This window comes from Flavobacterium limnophilum, from assembly GCF_027111315.2.
Classification (GTDB): Bacteria; Bacteroidota; Bacteroidia; order Flavobacteriales; family Flavobacteriaceae; genus Flavobacterium; species Flavobacterium limnophilum.
The window spans coordinates 1,260,704-1,280,824 of the sequence record NZ_CP114289.2 but is presented as its reverse complement, the minus strand read 5'-3'; the positions used below and the strand labels follow the sequence as shown (position 1 = coordinate 1,280,824).

Here is a 20,121-nt window from a genome sequence, read left to right as displayed (position 1 = left end):
TTTCTTCAAGTCCTTTGATTGTATACGAGTTGCTTGTGGAAAAGAAAATAACACGATTTATAGCCCCTCTTTAGGGGTACCACAACCTAGGCTTTGACTAGGCTTTGACTAGGCTTTGACTAGGCTTTGGGTGGGAGTTAAACCGTCCATATATTTATTGATTTTTACTCCACAAAACTCTCGTCCTTAAAACCTATCAAATATAATTTATTTTTTGCTCTCGTCATAGCGGTGTACAACCAGCGAATGTAATCCCTGTTGATGCCGTCGGGCAAATACGGTTGTTCTATAAAAACAGTATTCCACTGCCCTCCTTGCGATTTATGACAAGTAATGGCATACGAAAACTTGACTTGCAGGCCGTTGAAATATTCGTTGGCTTTCACTTTTTGGAATTGCTTGAACTTGGTTTCGCCTTCATAATCTTTCAAAACTTCCTGATACAATCTATTGGATTCTTCGTAAGTCAAGGATGGTGATTCGCTTTTTATGGTATCTAATAATAGTACCGTTTCAAAAGGTTTTTGATTGGGGTAATCGACCATTCTTATTTTGACATTGGCAAACTTGAAACCGTACAATTCCTTGATATTAAAGATTTCCAATACTTCGATAATGTCGCCATTGGCAATAAAACCGGCTTCGTCGGAATCTTTGAGCCAGAAATAATTATTTTTTACAACCATCAAAAAATCTCCTGTGGACAATTCGCTTTCTTTATCGAGAATTTTCGTGCGGATTTGTTCATTATATTGATTGGCTCTTTTATTAGATCGAACGATGAAAGCCGTGTCTTCGATGCTGTAATTACTGTACGACGAATTGATGGCATCCTGAATGTCGTAACCATCCGTCAAGCGGACAATATCCTTGAATTTTTGGAGGTCAAATTTGAATTCGTCGATGAAGGAATCCTTCAACAATTCCCGAAGTTCCGTGGCATTATACAAGATTCCAGAGTTTTCTTCCTGACGCATTACTTCGTCCAATTCGATGTGTTCTACTTCTTTGTTGTAATTCATTCCCAAAGTTCGAATGTCCAAAGCTGGACTTATATCTAAATTTACTGGCGGTAATTGCGCCGTGTCTCCCAAAAGAATCATCTTGCAATTGGTGCCCGAATAGACATAGGAAATCAAATCATCGAGCAAAGAACCATTTTCATACAACTTGGAATCGGAATTTGTGTCGGAAATCATTGAAGCTTCATCGACTATAAAAATCGTGTTGGTGTGTTTGTTTTGTTGCAAAGTGAACGAAACACCACCGCCCGAAGATTTCTTGGGAAAATAAATTTTCTTGTGAATCGTAAAAGCAGGTTTGTTCGAATAATTGGCAATTACCTTGGCTGCACGACCTGTTGGCGCCAGCAAAACATATTTCTTGTTGATGTCGAGTAAATTATTGACGATGGTCGAAATCACGGTTGTTTTTCCCGTTCCGGCATATCCTTTCAAGACAAAAATCGTGTTGTTGTCTTTTTCGGTCAAGAAAATAGCTATTTTTTGGAAAAATATATCCTGTTTATACGTCGGTTTAAAAGGGAATTTTTTCTGTAAAAGGCTATAAAACAAGGAGGATTCCATTAGGTGTAATTTGACTGCAAAGTAAGGAAAAAGTTTAAGAGTTTTCGCCACGAATTACACGAATAAACACGAATTTTGACTAGTTATTAATTTCACTAATTTTTGATACAAATAGAATTTGTGTAATTTTATTTTAAATTTTAGAAAAATTAGTGACAATTGGTGTAATTGCTTCGCCTATTCGCTATCGCTCGGGTCGTGGCTAACTTTTTTTTAAGGCGAACCCCTTTGCTATTGCCATTGATTTTTGCTATTGCCATTGAAATTTTGTAAGTTTGCAACCATGTCCATTAACACTACCATTACCGACAAAAAATACAAAAAACTCTCGCTTCAGGTTTCCTTGACGGGGCTTTCATTTTGTGTTTTTGACACCTTGAATAATGTGGTGCTTTCCGTGAATGAAGTACATTTTGACACCTTTCACAAAGCCACGAAAATAGAAGAATTGTTTGGAGATGCTTTCAATAACAATCCAGAATTAAAGGATTCGTATGACGAGATTTTGGTAATTCACAACAACAATCTTTCGACATTTGTACCAGAACCGCTTTTTGACGAGAACTTCTTGGGAAGCTATTTACAATACAACACCAAGGTTTTCAATACCGATTTTTTTGCTTTTGACGAAATCCAGAATTACCAAATGAATACGGTTTACATCCCTTATGTGAATATCAATAATTTCTTTATTGACCAATTTGGTTCTTTCAATTACAAACACGCCAACAGTATTTTGGTTGCCAAACTTTTGGAAGCTTCTAGAAATAATGATGATAAAAAAATGATCGTGAATTTCAATCCCGGACATTTTGAAATCATTGTGGTCCAAAACCAGAAGTTGCTTTTATTCAATTCTTTCGATTATCAAACGCCGGAAGATTTTCTGTACTATTTGCTTTTCACTGCCGAACAATTGAATATGAATCCCGAGAATTTCAAACTGGAATTACTGGGAACCATTACCGAGGAAGACGATTTTTATCGATTGGCTTTCAAATATATTCGAAATGTTTCCTTGTTTGACGTATCGAATTTGCAGAAAAACAATTCCTTTTCAACTGCCCAAAATCAAAAACATTTTATTTTATTCCAATCGTGAGAATCATTTCAGGTAAATATAAAGGAAGACGTATTTTTCCGCCCAAAGGACTTCCAGTTCGCCCCACAACCGATATGTCAAAAGAAGCATTATTCAATGTTTTGAACAATCATTTCAGTTTTGAAGGCTTGAAAATACTGGATTTATTTGCGGGAACCGGAAACATCAGTTTCGAATTTGCCTCTCGTGGCAGCACTCCAATTACCTCAGTCGATGCTGATTTTGGTTGTGTAAAATTCATCAAGCAAGTTGCTGCGGAATACGATTTTAACATTGCCGCAACCAAAAGTGACGTTTTTCAGTTTTTGGAAAGAAACAAAGCCACTTACGACATTATTTTTGCCGATCCTCCTTATGCTTTGGATCAAAAAACCTTTGATAAAATAGTCTTGACCGTTTTCGAAAAAGAAGCACTTCAAGAAGATGGAATGATGATTATCGAACATTCCAAATACACGAAACTCGACCATTTGGCTCATTTTTCGTTCAAGAAAAGTTATGGAGGTTCGATTTTTAGTTTTTTCGAAATTGGAAAATCCACTGACGAAGAAATGGATGATGAAAAGTTGTTTTCGGATTCTGAAGAAGAATAGGTTTCCTTTATATTCTAAATTTCATTGCTTAACTTGTCAGGATTTTGCCTTGTGTCAAATATTGTAATAACCTCAATTTCATTTTTATCAAACAAAATTCTATAGTAAAACGTAGTTTGTTTAGTAACAACACATTTATACAAACCATCAAAATTTTTAGATTGTGGGCAACTTTCAGGTTGTGTTGAAATTTGATTTATTTTTTGGGTAAGTTTTTCTATAAATTCATCTCTAACTTTTGCGTTCCATTTATAAAGTAAATAATTATTGAGTTGCAAAAGTTTTATTTCTGCTTGGTCAGACAAAAACACTTCCATTAAGAAATCTTTTTCAAAAAGTCAGAATATGGAATTCTCTTTCCTTGCTCTAAATCTTCAATTCCTTTTCGGATTTCATTTTGTTCCGCTACACTTAAATCGTTCCAAAAATCAGATTTTTCATTTTTTATAAAATTAGTGACTTTTTGGAAAAATTCAGTGTTATCGATATCTAATATCAATTTTACTAATTCAATTTTTGAAGTTTGAATGTCCATAACTATTTTTATTTCAAATTTACAAAAAAAACAAAACCAAAAATAAAAAAAGCAGACCTGTAAGCCGGATTCTGTCCCCAATAAATTGGAGCCTTATCATTTATCTAGGCACGCAATTGCTTGCGAGCTCCATCTTTCTACCCTTCGACAACGGGCGAGCACCCTTAAATGCCGATATACTTGAAATTTCACCGCATAGAGTTTACCTGGTTTCACTACAGCATTACCTGTACCTGCTTTCTGTTGCACTTGTCCTAATCGACTCTGAAATAAATTCAGAGTAAACCGACGGGCGTTACCCGCTATGCTTCTCTGTGGTGTCCGGACTTTCCTCCCCGATATAATCGCGGCGATAAGGCGGTCTGCGGTGCAAATTTAGCATAATTAACCCCGTTTCCAATATTTAGTCACTTCACTTTAACAACTCTTTCACAACCACTTAATAATAAAATAGTTATCTTTAAGGATTAACTATAAATCTCTTTATTATGAAACCTATCTATCATTATGCCTCCGTTTCGGAAGCTTTAGAAGAATTGAATAAAAAAGGTTTCATCCACGATTTTAATCTTCAAGATGAAACCATCCAAAACAATCCCCAAAATTACGAAATAGAACACGTCTATCGCTATGATGGCGACACCGATCCTGATGAAGAAGCCGTGGTTTATGGCATAACCTCAAATTCAGGCGAAAGGGGCGTTTATGTTGCTGGATTTTCGGCAAACTCGGAAAGTCAAGCCGCCAGTGTTTTGGCCAAATTATGCATCGAAGGAAATGACAAGCAATGTAGAAATTATACTTTATAAGTGAGAAAATTAACTTCGATTATCAAGTTATTTCTCCTGAAAAATGCTTAGTATTGTGTATCCAATATTAAATTATGAAACTGCACAATTTATTTATTTTAGTTATTTTCTTTTGGGCTAATCAATCTTTTTCCTGTGATTGTCCTCCACACAATAGAGAGACAATGGTTTCAGAAGGACTTAAAGATGCAGAAATAGTTTTTTATGGTGAACTAATAAAAATTGATACTATTTCTGGAAAATATTCTTTTAAAATAATAGAACTTTTCAAAGGAAATTATAATTCCTCAATAATAAATGGAAAAGCATTAAATGATAATTGTGAAATTTTTCCTTTTAAAAAAGATTTATGGATTGTTTATGCTAATTTTAATAAAGACAATACAATTCACATGAATTATTGTTTACCATCTCAAACCATAGAAATTCCCCCTGGATTTTTGCCACCAATTCCATTATTTACATCCTCAGAAAGAAGAACCACAAAAATTGATTCATTAAGTAATGAAATAGATAATTTAAAAATTAGGAACGAAACAATGTCAAATTGGTTTTATCAGTTAGAACAATTGAGAGCCTATAAATTATCTCAAAATAAAATTCCTGAAAATAAGAAAAAGACATTATATGACATAGCGCTAATCATTTCTTTGATTATCAATATGCTATTGTTTTCAACACTCATTTTCATCTTGGCAAGGAAAAAATTTTATTCAAATAAACAAATTAGCGAATAAACAAATCAACTAAAATCCTATATTTGCTTTCCAATAAAAATCTATGGAACAATTTGTAGTATCGGCCCGTAAATATCGTCCGCAAACATTTAATGATGTTGTGGGACAAAAGGCTATTACCAGCACTTTGTTGCACGCCATAGAAAGCAATCACTTGGCTTCTGCCCTATTGTTTACAGGACCTCGTGGTGTTGGAAAAACCACTTGCGCCCGAATTTTGGCTCGAAAAATCAACCAACCTGGTTATGATGATCCGAACGAAGATTTTGCTTTCAATGTTTTCGAATTGGATGCGGCTTCCAACAATTCCGTGGATGATATCAGGAATTTAATTGACCAAGTTCGGATTCCGCCGCAAACGGGACAATACAAGGTTTATATTATTGACGAGGTTCATATGTTGTCTTCGGCAGCTTTTAATGCTTTCTTGAAAACATTGGAAGAACCGCCCAAACACGCCATTTTTATATTGGCCACGACCGAAAAACACAAAATTATTCCGACGATACTTTCTCGTTGCCAGATATTTGATTTCAAAAGAATTACCGTTAAAGATGCCAAAGAACATCTTGCCGAAGTGGCCTTTAGCCAAGGCGTAACTTGCGAAGACGACGCTTTGCATATTATTGCCCAAAAAGCCGATGGTGCGATGCGTGATGCTTTGTCTATTTTTGACCGAGTGGTTTCGTATTGTGGTAATAATTTGACCCGTCAAGCCGTTACCGAAAACTTGAACGTGCTGGATTATGAAACCTATATCACGGTAACCGACTTGATTTTGGAAAACAAAATCCCGGACTTACTGATTGCTTTCAACGATATTCTTGCCAAAGGATTTGATGCTCATCATTTCGTATCTGGATTGGCATCGCATTTCAGGGATTTATTGGTATCCAAAACTCCTTCGACATTATCCCTGTTGGAAGTTGGCGAACAAGCCCAAAAACTGTACGCCATTCAATGTCAAAAAGCATCACAAGAGTTCTTGTTGAAAGGAATAGAAATTGCCAATGATTGCGATTTGAAGTATAAAGTGAGTCAAAACCAGCGACTGCTTGTTGAACTTTGCTTGATGCAACTTGCCTCCATCACCTTTGATGGAGAAAAAAAAAAGTTGAGCAATTTATAATTCCGCCTACTTATTATAGGAGAAATGATTATTCGATAGTTGAAACTAAACAGGCTGCGGAAAGCAGAACGCAGCCGGCAGATAGCAGTTTGCAGAAGGCAGAAGTTGCACAACCAAAAGTTGAAATTAGCACTTCGAATGTAGTTACTTCAACCGAAACTCCAAAATTACCAACAACAAATCTTCCAGAAGGTCCGAAATTTTCTGCATTGTCGCTTTCGAGTATTCGTGCCAAAAGAGAATTACAAGAAAGCAGTAAAGGGATTGTAAAAGAAGAAGTTCACCTGCCTACGGAAGCTTTCAACGAAACCGACATGCTGTTGTATTGGAATAAATACGCCTTGCGTTTGGGCGATAAAGGGCACAAAATAATGGAATCCCTTTTGATGATAAGCGATCCCAAATTAGAAGGGACAACTATCATTCACGAATTGCCCAATGAAGGATCCAAGCTCGATTTTGAATCTCAAATTAACGGACTTTTAGGCTATTTGAGAGGGCATTTACACAATCACGACATCGCCATCAAAATTGTTGTCAATGAAAGTATCGAGAAAAAATTTGCTTTTACAGCTTTGGATAAATTCAACAGGTTGAATGAAATAAATCCTAATCTGGAGTTGTTGAAAAAGACATTCGATTTGGATGTTTAAAATCCTGTTTTTTAAACTCAAAAAATCAAAAATTCGCAATATATGTACTTCTGCCGAAGTGTTAAATTTGCAAATTTTCGATCTATTCATTCTGCATAAACCAAGCAGAATCTATATCTTTCCATAATACATTGCCTTCACGATACCGTCAGAAAGTCCAATTTTTGGAACATAAATATTTCTGGCACCACTCCATTTCATGGCGTTGAGATAGATTTGGGTTGCAGGAATGATTACGTCGGCACGATCGGGATTCAGACCCAATTCCGAAATTCTTTGTTCGTAAGTCAAGGAATTCAAAAAGGAATATTGCGAATTCAAATAAATATAGGACAAAGGTTTATCCTGCAATTTCCCGGACATTTTGAATAATTTATTGATATTTCCACCGGAACCGATAAGGGTTACATCGTCATACTCTTTTGTATTGGCTTTAATCCATTTTTCCATTTCTTGCCACAAGACATCTCTCACCATCTCGTTCAACAAACGAACTGTACCCGCCTTGAATGATTTGGAAACGACAATTTTACCATCGGAAAAAAGAGAAAACTCGGTGCTTCCACCACCAACATCAACATATAGATAGGTTTTGTCGGATTTTAAAAGATGATGCAAATCTGTTGAAGCAATGATTACGGCTTCTTTTTTTCCATCAATTATTTCGATGTTGATTCCTGCTTTTTCTTTAATAATTTCGACAACTTCTTTGCCATTGTAAGCTTCCCGCATAGCCGAAGTGGCAAAAGCCAAGTATTTTTCGACTTTGTGTACTTTCATCAAAAGACGGAATGCTTGCATGGCATCAATCATTCTTTCTATATTCTCTTGAGAAATTTCACCTACGGTAAAGGAGTCTTGCCCCAAACGAATAGGCACACGAACAAGGGAATTCTTGTTGAATTGTGATTGTTTTCCTTCCTGCTCAACAATATTGGTGATTAATAAACGCATTGCATTTGAACCGATATCAATTGCGGCATATTTTTTTATTTTGAGCATTTCTTGGTTGAGCGGGTTATTCATTGATTCTGGGATATGTTTAAATAAGAAAAATACGAATGACTATAAAGTATCCATAAATACCTCTACTTTGTTTTGGTAATATTTATAGGTTTCCAATTGTGCCCTGAAAACGGGTTCGTTCTCTTTTCGAACGCGGTATTTATTATCCAATTTTTCAGAATGATACCTAGCTTTTACATTGCCCTTCCATCCCAAATCAAAATTGCCTATCAATTCTTGCTTGATTTCAGGATCATAAATTGGACAAGTCACTTCTACTCTTGCATCAAGGTTTCTGGTCATAAAATCAGCCGATGAAATATAAACTTCAGGGTCGCCGTCATTGCCAAATATGTACAATCTGGAGTGTTCCAAATAATTGTCGACAATACTTATGGCTTCGATGTTTTCGCTCATTCCGGGAATACCGGGAATCAAAGAACATATTCCTCTAACTTCAAGTTGTATTTTTACACCAGCATTGCTTGCCACATATAATTTATCAATCATTTCAAAATCAGACAAGCTGTTCATTTTTAGCTTTATGAATGCTTCTTTACCTTCAAAGGCATTTGTAATTTCCCGGTCAATCAGCTTGTTGAATCTGGATCGGGTGTAATGTGGCGAAACAATTAGATGTTTGTATCGGTACAATCTGTAATTAATGTCAAAAAAATCAAAAATCTTGGTAATATCCTTCAATATTTGCTGGTGGCTTGTAAAAAGCGTTACGTCTGTATAAATTTTTGCCGTTTGTTCATTAAAGTTTCCTGTGGAAATAAAACCGTAACGTCGAATTTTTTCTTCTTCAATTCTTTCGATAACGCATACTTTACAATGTACTTTAAGTCCTTTTATACCAAAAATAAGATTAATTCCTTCTGTTTTCATTTGCTCGGCATAAGAAATATTGGAAGCTTCATCGAAACGGGCTTGCAATTCAATTTGAACGGTAACTTTTTTGCCGTTTTTGGCTGCATTTATAAGCGAACTTATGATTTGCGAATTTTTGGCCAATCGATATAAAGTTATCTTTATGGTAGTAACTTTTGGATCTAATGCCGCTTCACGCAAAAACTTGGTGAGGTACGAAAACGATTGGTAAGGCGCATTCAACAAATAATCTTTTTTGCTGATTTTTTCCAACAGGCTTCCTTCAAGATTCAATCCTGGAATGGGTAATGGCACATTGGTTTTGTATAATAAATCGTATCTTCCTAGATTAGGAAAACTCATGTAATCACGTCTATTGTGATATCTTCCACCTGGAATGATACTGTCGGTAGAAACGATTTTCATTTTATCAAGAAAAAATTGAAGGGTATCTTGGTCAATCAACTGGTCGTATATGAACCGAACCGGTTCTCCTATTCTACGGTCTTTTACACTGGTCGCTATTTTCTCCAGAATACTTTTGCTCAAATCACTGTCGATATCCAACTGGGCGTCTCTTGTAATTTTTATCATGTGGGCCGAAACACTTTCATAATCAAAAATGTTAAAAATACTTCCCAAATTGTGTCTAATCACATCATCGAGTAGAATGACGTATTGCTTTTTATCTGTTGAAGGCAAAACGACAAATCGGTTTATTGTATTGGGAATTTCGATCATTGCATATCGAATTTCCGACTTTTTTTTCATTACCAATTTAATGGCCAAGTAGCCCACGGTATCTTTCAATACCGGAAATTCGGCTAAATCATTTAGTATAATGGTAATCAATTCAGGACTTAGTTTTTGGATAAAAAAGTCTTTCAAAAACACTTCTTGTTCTTTCGAGATGCCATTTTCATTTACCATGAAAATGTTTTCGGTTCCCATTTTGGTTTCGATACTATTTAATATTCTTAAACTTTCGGATTGCTGTTGAATAACAATATCCGTGATGTCTTTGACCGATTGTTGGGCCGAAATTCCTCCAAGAAATTTTTCTCCCGATATTCCGGACAAACTCAATCTTCGGATGGCAGCGAATCGCACCCTAAAAAATTCGTCTAAATTATTCGAGAAAATCCCCAAAAAACGTAATCTGTCTAATAATGGAACGGTATCGTCTGCTGCTTCTTGAAGTACTCTCGCATTAAAGGTTAACCAACTTTTTTCTCTATCTATATACTTGTAATTATGCACTTTATTTTAATTTTTTAGGAAATATTAGTTTTTTGGTTTTGCCTTTTTTAATTTTTCCCCAATCATCTGTGTTGAATTCAAGCGATACAAAACCTGATGTGGGAACATTTTCAATATAAATATCTCCAAATTTATTAACAAAATCTGTAATTGCAGCATTATGCCCGAAAAGAATAACATTTTCAAAAATATTATTACACGATTTAATAACCTTTTCCAGTTGATTTTCATCAAAAGTATAAAGTTCTTCTTTAAAAACGATGCTTTCTATGGGATATAAAAAATTTTGGGCAAAAATAAGTGCTGTTTCTGAAGCTCTTTTGGCCATGCTACTCCATACTACAAAAGTTGACGGGATATATTTTACACAATTTGTGGCCACTAGATGGGCATCCATTATCCCTCTTTGCTCCAAAGGTCTATCGATGTCTCTTAATGGCGCTTCCCAACTAGATTTTGCGTGGCGAATCAGGATTAGATTTTTCATTTTTTTTTACCGTTGTCTTTTTCTATTGTAATTATGTAACTCATATAAACTAATAACAAATTACAAAATAAATTTTGATTAGTGTATTTATTCAAAATAAAAATCAAATAATTATTAAAGTAATACAATTTAGATGAAAAGGCAAGCCCAATATTGAATACACATAATTTTAACATTTTAACCACGTCTTTAATTGATGTGTTTTTTATATGGAAATTTACTTGTAAAAAATACAAATATTGCACTTTATGTGTTATTTATGCATTTAATAGGTTTTTATTTAATAAATTTATTGTTAAATTTTGGTGTTTAAAAAAATGTTTTTTTGAAATAAAATTAAAATTAATCATAAAATCAACAACTTATCTATGTTTTAAAAAAGTTAAATTGAATAGTATCAAATCAAGTTACAAAAAGATAATATTATCCTTTTAACGAGTTTTTAGGTTATTGACAGAGAAAAAATTTCTACATCATTAATAGTCGTTAGTTTCGCAATCGAGAAAAACAACATTCTTATTTCGAACAATTTATGTAAAATAAAGAAGGCTAATTAAAAAAAATAATGTGATTATGAAAAAAAATACCACAATTCTAATTGTTAACCTACAAAACAATTTTATTTCAAATCTAAAACCACTCTCTTTTACCATAAAAAGAGTTTTCCTATTATTGGCTTTCTTTTTGTTTGCAGGGATGTCTGATGCAAAAGCAGATTGTGTTGTATCATCAAATATGAATGCGACCCAGTTTTTAACTTATGTTTCAAATTGTACCGGTACTGTCACGATTAATGCTGGATATACCATTACTATGGATAATAGCATAACAATTCCATCCACAATTAATAGAATTATTGTTAAAAATGGCGGTCATATATTATGGAGTAGTAATTCTGTTGTATTGACCTTAGCCAATAATACGGCAATAGTAGTTGAAAATACAACTTGGTCTGGTAGTTCGTCAGACGCTATTGGATCTAGCGGAACTTGCAACAATACCAGAAGATTAGTAATCGGTACAGTAGAATATGCAGCCTGTACAGGGGGTGGAAATGTTTGTATTTTATTTAGCCAATTAGTTCAAAATGGGGGTACTATACAAATTGATCCTGACTTTGCAGTTATTGCTGGTTCAGCAAATGAAGTATGTATAGGGCCAACAAATATTGAAGTTGCACTAAATGGGTATGTAGGTGGTTCTGCATCCTATTTGTGGACAAAGAAAAGTGGTCCGGGAACAGCAACATTCAATCCTAATAATACAGCCAAAACTATTGTAACTGTCAGCACAGCGGGTTCGTATGTATTTAACATAGCTGTAACAGTTCCTTTAAGTGATGCTTGTACAACCACGTTTGTTACTGTTAATAGGGATGTCGCAATAGTATTTAGAGAAGGGATAGTTGCAAATATAGGTACCATTATTCCTGGAACAGGAGAATCTTGTAATAAAATTGTTGATTTTAAAGGAAATATCACATATGGAGGTAGCAATGTTACCTATTTATGGAATTTTGGTGATGGTAGTGCTACTAGCACTCTTCAGAACCCAACTCATGCCTATACATCAAATGGTACTTACGAGGTATCTTTGACTGTTACTGACCCGGCTGGTCTTGTCCCTTGTAATGTATATACCGTTAAAAAAAACATTACTGCTGCAGATTTAACGCCTCCAGTTATCACTTGTCCTGCCAATATCACCACAAATGCCGATGCGGGAATCTGTGGCGCCGCAGTTGCCATCGTGAACCCTACGGCCACCGACAATTGTTCCACTTCGTTTACATTCACCGGAGTTCGTTCTGACGCACTTGCCTTGTCGGCAAACTATCCTATCGGAATTACGACCATTACCTGGACGGCAAAAGATGCCGCAGACAATATTTCTTTGAGCTGCAACCAAACCGTGACCGTGACCCCTAATAAACCAACCAAAATTTCCACTCCAATAACCATCTGTTCCGGAGCAAGCTATACTTGGCCGGTAAACGGAACGGAATATACGACTGCTGGAACTTATTTGGTAAATAATGACGGATGTACGGCTGACCAAGAATTGGTGTTGACCGTGACTCCGAAACCAACCAAAATTTCCACTCCAATAACAATCTGTTCCGGAGCAAGCTACACTTGGCCGGTGAACGGAATCGAATACACGACTGCCGGAACTTATTTGGTAACCAACGACGGATGTACCGCCAACCAAGAATTGGTGTTGAACGTGACTCCGAAACCTGCAAAAATTTCCACTCCAATAACAATCTGTTCCGGAGCAAGCTATACTTGGCCGGTGAACGGAACAGAATACACGACTGCCGGAACTTATTTGGTAACCAACGACGGATGTACTGCCAACCAAGAATTGGTATTGACCGTGACTCCAAAACCAACCAAAATTTCCACTCCAATAACCATCTGTTCCGGAGCAAGCTATACTTGGCCGGTGAACGGAACTGAATACACAATTGGCGGAGCTTATTTGGTAACCAATGATGGATGTACCGCCAACCAAGAATTGGTGTTGACCGTGACTCCAAAACCAACCAAAATTTCCACTCCAATAACAATCTGTTCTGGAGCAAGCTATACTTGGCCGGTGAACGGAATCGAATACACGACTGCCGGAACTTATTTGGTAACCAACGACGGATGTACTGCCAACCAAGAATTGGTATTGACCGTGACTCCAAAACCAACCAAAATTTCCACTCCAATAACCATCTGTTCCGGAGCAAGCTATACTTGGCCGGTGAACGGAACTGAATACACAATTGGCGGAGCTTATTTGGTAACCAATGATGGATGTACCGCCAACCAAGAATTGGTGTTGACCGTGACTCCAAAACCAACCAAAATTTCCACTCCAATAACAATCTGTTCGGGAGCAAGCTATACTTGGCCGGTGAACGGAATCGAATACACAACTGCTGGAACTTATTTGGTAAATAATGACGGATGTACGGCTGACCTAGAATTGGTGTTGACCGTGACTCCAAAACCGAACAAAGTTTCCACTCCAATAACAATCTGTTCTGGAGCAAGCTACACTTGGCCGGTAAACGGAACTGTTTACTCAATTGGTGGAACTTATTTGGTAACCAACGACGGATGTACCGCCAACCAAGAATTGGTGTTGAACGTGACTCCGAAACCTGCAAAAATTTCCACTCCAATAACAATATGTTCTGGAGCAAGCTATACTTGGCCGGTAAACGGAACGGAATACACGACTGCCGGAACTTATTTGGTAACCAACGACGGATGTACCGCCAACCAAGAATTGGTGTTGAACGTGACTCCGAAACCTGCAAAAATTTCCACTCCAATAACCATCTGTTCCGGAGCAAGCTATACTTGGCCGGTGAACGGAACTGAATACACAATTGGCGGAGCTTATTTGGTAACCAATGATGGATGTACCGCCAACCAAGAATTGGTGTTGACCGTGACTCCGAAACCAACCAAAATTTCCACTCCAATAACAATCTGTTCCGGAGCAAGCTATACTTGGCCGGTGAACGGAACAGAATACACGACTGCCGGAACTTATTTGGTAACCAACGACGGATGTACTGCCAACCAAGAATTGGTATTGACCGTGACTCCAAAACCAACCAAAATTTCCACCCCAATAACAATATGTTCCGGAGCAAGCTATACTTGGCCGGCGAACGGAACAGAATACACGACTGCCGGAACTTATTTGGTAACCAATGACGGATGCACCGCCAACCAAGAATTGGTGTTGACCGTGACTCCAAAACCAACCAAAATTTCCACTCCAATAACAATCTGTTCCGGAGCAAGCTATACTTGGCCGGTGAACGGAACTGAATACACAATTGGCGGAGCTTATTTGGTAACCAATGATGGATGTACCGCCAACCAAGAATTGGTGTTGACCGTGACTCCAAAACCAACCAAAATTTCCACTCCAATAACAATCTGTTCTGGAGCAAGCTATACTTGGCCGGTGAACGGAATCGAATACACGACTGCCGGAACTTATTTGGTAACCAACGACGGATGTACCGCCAACCAAGAATTGGTGTTGAACGTGACTCCGAAACCTGCAAAAATTTCCACTCCAATAACCATCTGTTCCGGAGCAAGCTATACTTGGCCGGTGAACGGAACTGAATACACAATTGGCGGAGCTTATTTGGTAACCAATGATGGATGTACCGCCAACCAAGAATTGGTGTTGAACGTGACTCCGAAACCTGCAAAAATTTCCACTCCAATAACCATCTGTTCCGGAGCAAGCTATACTTGGCCGGTGAACGGAACTGAATACACAATTGGCGGAGCTTATTTGGTAACCAATGATGGATGTACCGCCAACCAAGAATTGGTGTTGACCGTGACTCCAAAACCAACCAAAATTTCCACTCCAATAACAATCTGTTCTGGAGCAAGCTATACTTGGCCGGTGAACGGAATCGAATACACGACTGCCGGAACTTATTTGGTAACCAACGACGGATGTACCGCCAACCAAGAATTGGTGTTGAACGTGACTCCGAAACCTGCAAAAATTTCCACTCCAATAACCATCTGTTCCGGAGCAAGCTATACTTGGCCGGTAAACGGAACTATTTACTCAATTGCTGGAACTTATTTGGTGACCAACGACGGATGTACGGCCGACCAAGAATTGGTATTGACAGTAACACCAAAACCAACCAAAATTTCCACTCCAATAACAATCTGTTCTGGAGCAAGCTATACTTGGCCGGTGAACGGAACAGAATACACGACTGCCGGAACTTATTTGGTAACCAATGACGGATGTACCGCCAACCAAGAATTGGTGTTGAATGTGACTCCGAAACCTGCAAAAATTTCCACTCCAATAACAATATGTTCCGGAGCAAGCTACACTTGGCCGGTAAACGGAACGGAATACACGACTGCCGGAACTTATTTGGTGACCAACGACGGATGTACCGCCAACCAAGAATTGGTCTTGACCGTGACTCCGAAACCAACCAAAATTTCCACTCCAATAACAATCTGTTCGGGAGCAAGCTACACTTGGCCGGTAAACGGAACTGCTTATACGACTGCTGGAACTTATTTGGTGACCAACGACGGATGTACTGCCAACCAAGAATTGGTGTTGACCGTGACTCCGAAACCAACCAAAATTTCCACTCCAATAACAATCTGTTCTGGAGCAAGCTATACTTGGCCGGTAAACGGAACGGAATACACAACTGCTGGAACTTATTTGGTGACTAACGACGGATGTACCGCCAACCAAGAATTGGTGTTGACCGTGACTCCGAAACCAACCAAAATTTCCACTCCAATAACAATCTGTTCGGGTGCAAGCTACACTTGGCCGGTGAACGGAACAGAATACACGACTGCCGGAACTTATTTGGTGACCAACGACGGATGTACCGCCAACCAAGAATTGGTCTTGACCGTGACTCCGAAACCAACCAAAATTTCCACTCCAATAACCATCTGTTCCGGAGCAAGCTATACTTGGCCGGTGAACGGAACAGAATACACGACTGCCGGAACTTATTTGGTAAATAATGACGGATGTACGGCTGACCAAGAATTGGTGTTGACCGTGACTCCAAAACCAACCAAAATTTCCACTCCAATAACAATATGTTCTGGGGCAAGCTATACTTGGCCGATAAACGGAACTGTTTACACAACTGCTGGAACTTATTTGGTGACTAATGACGGTTGTACCGCTGACCAAGAATTGGTGTTGACCGTGACTCCAAAACCAACCAAAATTTCCACTCCAATAACAATATGTTCTGGGGCAAGCTATACTTGGCCGGTGAACGGAATCGAATACACGACTGCCGGAACTTATTTGGTGACTAATGACGGATGTACCGCCAACCAAGAATTGGTGTTGACCGTGACTCCGAAACCAACCAAAATTTCCACTCCAATAACCATCTGTTCCGGAGCAAGCTATACTTGGCCGGTGAACGGAACTATTTACTCAATTGCTGGAACTTATTTGGTGACCAACGACGGATGTACGGCTGACCAAGAATTGGTGTTGACCGTGACTCCGAAACCAACCAAGATTTCCACTCCAATAACCATCTGTTCCGGAGCAAGCTATACTTGGCCGGTAAACGGAACTGCTTACACTGTGGGTGGAACGTATACCAAAACCAACGACGGATGTACGGCCGACCAAGAATTGGTATTGACAGTAAATCAATTGACTGCTTCTAAAGAAGTTGGCACAATCTCTTGTAAAGGTGGAACTACTACCGTAACTATTTCTGCAACTGGTGGAATTCCTCCTTATTCTAATATCGGTGAACACACTGTTTACGCAGGTCCATATAGTTTCAATGTAACAGATGCCAAAGGTTGTCAAATAACAGTATCTGGAACTATAACAGAAGGCGATGGTACTGCTCCTTTAATTAGTGAATTACCAAGTATCTCATCCATCAATTGTCCCGCAACACCTGTATTTGTTCAAGCTGTTGCAACCGACAACATTGATTCAAATGTTTCACTAACTTTTGCCGACGTGACGACAAACGGTGATTGTGCTGGTTCTTATTCAGTGACCAGAACTTGGACTGCCAAAGATGCTTGTGGAAATACTTCAACTGCTTCGCAAACCATAAACGTAATTGATACTACAGCTCCAGTTATTGCCGTACCTCCTACTCGACTTTCAATTAATTGCCCTGAAACTCCAGTTTTTGGAGAAGCAACAGCAACGGATGAATGTGGTAGTAAATCCTCATTAACTTCATCTGACGTAACAACACCAGGTGCTTGTGCGGGTTCTTATTCTATTACCAGAACTTGGACAGCCAAAGATGCTTGTGGAAATACATCTACTGCTTATCAAACCATAAGAGTTAAAGATGCAACTGCTCCTGTGATTACAGCTTGTGCTCAAAATCTTACTATCGCTTCAAATTTAAATTGTCAAGCTATAGTTCCTGACTTTACCAAAAATGTAACCGCAACTGATGCGTGCACTTCATCTGATTCGTTAATCATCACACAATCTCCTGCAGCTGGAACTTTAGTTTCATCTGGAACAATAACTATACTAATATCAGTGAAAGATGCTTGTGGAAATGAATCGACTTGTGAATCAAAATTAATTGTATCTAACTTTATTGTTGCCAATGATGATGCTGGAACAACAGTAAATGGTAATACTGGTGGTGTTTCTTTTACCAATGTATTGTCAAACGACCTTTTAAACTGTAAAGCAGTTAACACAGATAATGCAAATATAACATTCGTATCTTCAACTAATTCAAACGTTTCTCTTTCTGGAACAAATGTTATAGTAGCTTCTGGAACACCGGCTGGCTCATATTCGTTAGTTTACCATATTTGTGAAAAACTGAATCCTGCCAATTGTGCTTCTGCAACGGTTACAGTTAACGTAAATGCTCCAGTTATTGATGCAGTTGCCGACACCATAGCCGGTGGAAACGGAACAATTGGTAATGCCAATGCTGGAAACGTGTTGTCTGCCAATCCAACAAATGCCGATACCTTGAATGGAACTCCTGTGACCATTGCTCAAGTAAACTTGATCATTGTTACTGCCGCGTCTTCTATTGGTGGTGCGCCTGTTCCTTCTATTAATACAGCAACTGGACAAGTGAGTGTGCCTGCTGGAACTCCTGCCGGAACTTACGCTATTGTTTACAGTATTTGTGAAAAATTGAATCCTGCCAATTGTGATTCTGCAACGGCTATAATTACCATAGCTTTAGGAAAAATGACCAATTCGGCCCCTGTTATAAACAGGACTATCAATTGCGATGCGACCAATTTAGTTATTACTCTTTTGGAAAAAGTGACCATGAACGAAAGCCCGGTTACCTTGACCATGGTGAATCTCTCCTTGACTTCAGGAAGTTATCCAAAAATAACATTGGGCGATTTAGGTTCTTTGAATGCCGAAAACGGAATTCCTGTGGGTGAATATAAATTTGCCTATATGGTATGCGACAAACTAAACCCAGACAACTGTGCCGTTGGTTTTGTAAACATCACCGTCCAGGATATTTCTGCTCCAGTAATTGCTGCATTGCCGGCTACCAAAACAATATCTTGTGGCACAGCTCTTGATTTTGCACAAGCCGTGGCCTCCGATAGTTGCAGCTCCGTAACATTGACCTTTGTTGATGCAACCACAAACGGAAATTGTGCCGGTTCCTATTCTGTTACCAGAACCTGGACTGCCAAGGATGCTTCTGGAAATACTTCCACCGCTTCGCAAACCATAAACGTGACTGATACTGTTGCTCCGATTATTGCGGCTTTACCTGCACCTTCCACCATCAGTTGTTCTAATACTCCCGTATTTGCAGTGGCAACCGCAACCGATGGTTGTGGTTCTGATTTCACCTTGACTTCGACTGACGTGACCACTAATGGAGTTTGTGCCGGTTCGTATTCAATTACAAGAACCTGGACGGCTACCGATGCTTGTGGAAACAAATCTACCGCTTCACAAACCATCAATGTTCAAGACCTTGTTGGGCCAACAACAGCAACCCTGTTCCTAGCCAGCATCGACGTGACCTGTGATGCCATTCCTGCCAAACCTGATTTGGTGTTTGTGGATAATTGTTCGGCTGTTGCAACGCCTGTTTATACCGAGAAAATCATCAACCAAACCCTGACATCCTATTCCATTGTCAGAGAATGGAGCGTGGCCGATGCTTGTGGAAATACTTCCAAATTTGTACAAACTGTCAATGTGACCATAACAAATGCTGGAACAACAATAACAAGTTCTGCCTGTAATGCCGACTCCTCTCCAATAAACTTGAACGATTTGTTGCCTGCTGGCACTCCTACAAACGGTAATTGGATTAACACGGACAATGTTGGAATATTACAAGGCAGCATATTCAATGCTTTAGATGTTCCTTTAGGCGATTATGTTTTCGAATATAGAATCTCTGGCGGAGATTGTCCTACAAGTATCAAAATAAACATAAACGTCAATTTTGATTGCAAAGTATTGGGTTGTGAAACTGTTGTTGTCCATAAAGCCTTTACTCCAAATGGAGATGGTACCAATGAAAAACTTGTCATTGATGGTGTAAATAACAACATTTGTTATCCATCGGGTGTCAATATTGAAATCTACAACCGATGGGGTGTATTGGTTTTTGAAACTACTAAATACAACAACGAAACCAATGCTTTCGAAGGATTTTCAAAAGGAAGAACAACCATAAGCCAATCGGATGGTTTGCCTACCGGAACCTATTTTTACATCTTGAATTACGAATCCTTTGATGGAAGTGGAAATATTGAAATTATTAAAAAAGACGGGTTTTTGTACCTTTCTAGATAAA

The 20,121-nt window shown here is 38.3% G+C and carries 13 protein-coding genes and 1 other RNA gene; 7 read left to right on the top strand and 7 right to left on the bottom strand.

The window, feature by feature from the left end; genetic code table 11:
• Positions 1-164: 164 nt before the first annotated feature.
• A complete protein-coding gene (locus tag OZP13_RS05170; RefSeq protein ID WP_269242768.1) occupies positions 165-1,586 on the bottom strand; it encodes an ATP-dependent DNA helicase in 1,422 nt (473 codons plus the stop codon).
• Between the two features lie 283 nt (positions 1,587-1,869).
• Here OZP13_RS05170 and OZP13_RS05165 point away from each other — a divergent pair, with 283 nt between their 5' ends.
• A complete protein-coding gene (locus OZP13_RS05165) occupies positions 1,870-2,688 on the top strand; it encodes a DUF3822 family protein (RefSeq protein WP_281298888.1) in 819 nt (272 codons plus the stop codon).
• Positions 2,685-3,281: an RsmD family RNA methyltransferase gene (locus OZP13_RS05160; protein ID WP_269242766.1), complete on the top strand. Its 597-nt coding sequence runs from the start codon at positions 2,685-2,687 to the stop codon at positions 3,279-3,281. Before OZP13_RS05165 ends, OZP13_RS05160 begins: the two co-directional genes overlap by 4 nt.
• A 14-nt stretch (positions 3,282-3,295) precedes the next feature.
• Here OZP13_RS05160 and OZP13_RS05155 read toward each other — a convergent pair whose 3' ends face one another.
• The 3 genes from OZP13_RS05155 to rnpB all read right to left on the bottom strand — a co-directional run bounded on the left by OZP13_RS05155 (position 3,296) and on the right by rnpB (position 4,185).
• Positions 3,296-3,598, bottom strand: a complete 303-nt coding sequence (locus OZP13_RS05155; protein WP_269242764.1) for a type II toxin-antitoxin system RelE/ParE family toxin — start codon at positions 3,596-3,598, stop codon at positions 3,296-3,298.
• Positions 3,598-3,816: a hypothetical protein gene (locus tag OZP13_RS05150; protein ID WP_269242763.1), complete on the bottom strand. Its 219-nt coding sequence runs from the start codon at positions 3,814-3,816 to the stop codon at positions 3,598-3,600. Before OZP13_RS05150 ends, OZP13_RS05155 begins: the two co-directional genes overlap by 1 nt.
• A gap of 44 nt (positions 3,817-3,860) precedes the next feature.
• Positions 3,861-4,185, bottom strand: an RNA gene (rnpB, locus tag OZP13_RS05145) — RNase P RNA component class A.
• Between the two features lie 119 nt (positions 4,186-4,304).
• Here rnpB and OZP13_RS05140 point away from each other — a divergent pair.
• The 4 genes from OZP13_RS05140 to OZP13_RS05125 all read left to right on the top strand — a co-directional run bounded on the left by OZP13_RS05140 (position 4,305) and on the right by OZP13_RS05125 (position 7,144).
• Positions 4,305-4,625, top strand: a complete 321-nt coding sequence (locus OZP13_RS05140) for a hypothetical protein (RefSeq protein ID WP_269242762.1) — start codon at positions 4,305-4,307, stop codon at positions 4,623-4,625.
• Between the two features lie 74 nt (positions 4,626-4,699).
• Positions 4,700-5,362, top strand: coding sequence for a hypothetical protein (locus OZP13_RS05135; RefSeq protein ID WP_269242760.1), 663 nt, complete (start codon positions 4,700-4,702; stop codon positions 5,360-5,362).
• Positions 5,363-5,405: 43 nt separating this feature from the next.
• Positions 5,406-6,491, top strand: a complete 1,086-nt coding sequence (gene dnaX, locus OZP13_RS05130) for a DNA polymerase III subunit gamma/tau (protein ID WP_281298887.1) — start codon at positions 5,406-5,408, stop codon at positions 6,489-6,491.
• Positions 6,492-6,580: 89 nt separating this feature from the next.
• Positions 6,581-7,144, top strand: a complete 564-nt coding sequence (locus OZP13_RS05125) for a DNA polymerase III subunit gamma/tau (protein WP_281298886.1) — start codon at positions 6,581-6,583, stop codon at positions 7,142-7,144.
• 111 nt (positions 7,145-7,255) lie between these two features.
• Here OZP13_RS05125 and OZP13_RS05120 read toward each other — a convergent pair whose 3' ends face one another.
• The 3 genes from OZP13_RS05120 to OZP13_RS05110 all read right to left on the bottom strand — a co-directional run bounded on the left by OZP13_RS05120 (position 7,256) and on the right by OZP13_RS05110 (position 10,769).
• Positions 7,256-8,146 carry a Ppx/GppA phosphatase family protein gene (locus OZP13_RS05120; protein WP_281299430.1) on the bottom strand — a complete coding sequence of 297 codons (891 nt, stop codon included), beginning with the start codon at positions 8,144-8,146 and terminating at the stop codon, positions 7,256-7,258.
• 63 nt (positions 8,147-8,209) lie between these two features.
• Positions 8,210-10,282, bottom strand: a complete 2,073-nt coding sequence (ppk1, locus tag OZP13_RS05115; RefSeq protein ID WP_281298885.1) for a polyphosphate kinase 1 — start codon at positions 10,280-10,282, stop codon at positions 8,210-8,212.
• Between the two features lies 1 nt (position 10,283).
• Entirely contained in the window at positions 10,284-10,769 is a 486-nt protein-coding gene (locus OZP13_RS05110) for a SixA phosphatase family protein (RefSeq protein ID WP_269242759.1), read from the bottom strand.
• 573 nt (positions 10,770-11,342) lie between these two features.
• On the opposite strand from OZP13_RS05110, the gene OZP13_RS05105 reads away from it, so the two are divergent.
• Positions 11,343-20,120 (top strand): HYR-like domain-containing protein, encoded by an 8,778-nt coding sequence (locus OZP13_RS05105; protein WP_281298884.1) that lies wholly within the window; start codon positions 11,343-11,345, stop codon positions 20,118-20,120.
• Position 20,121: the final 1 nt, after the last annotated feature.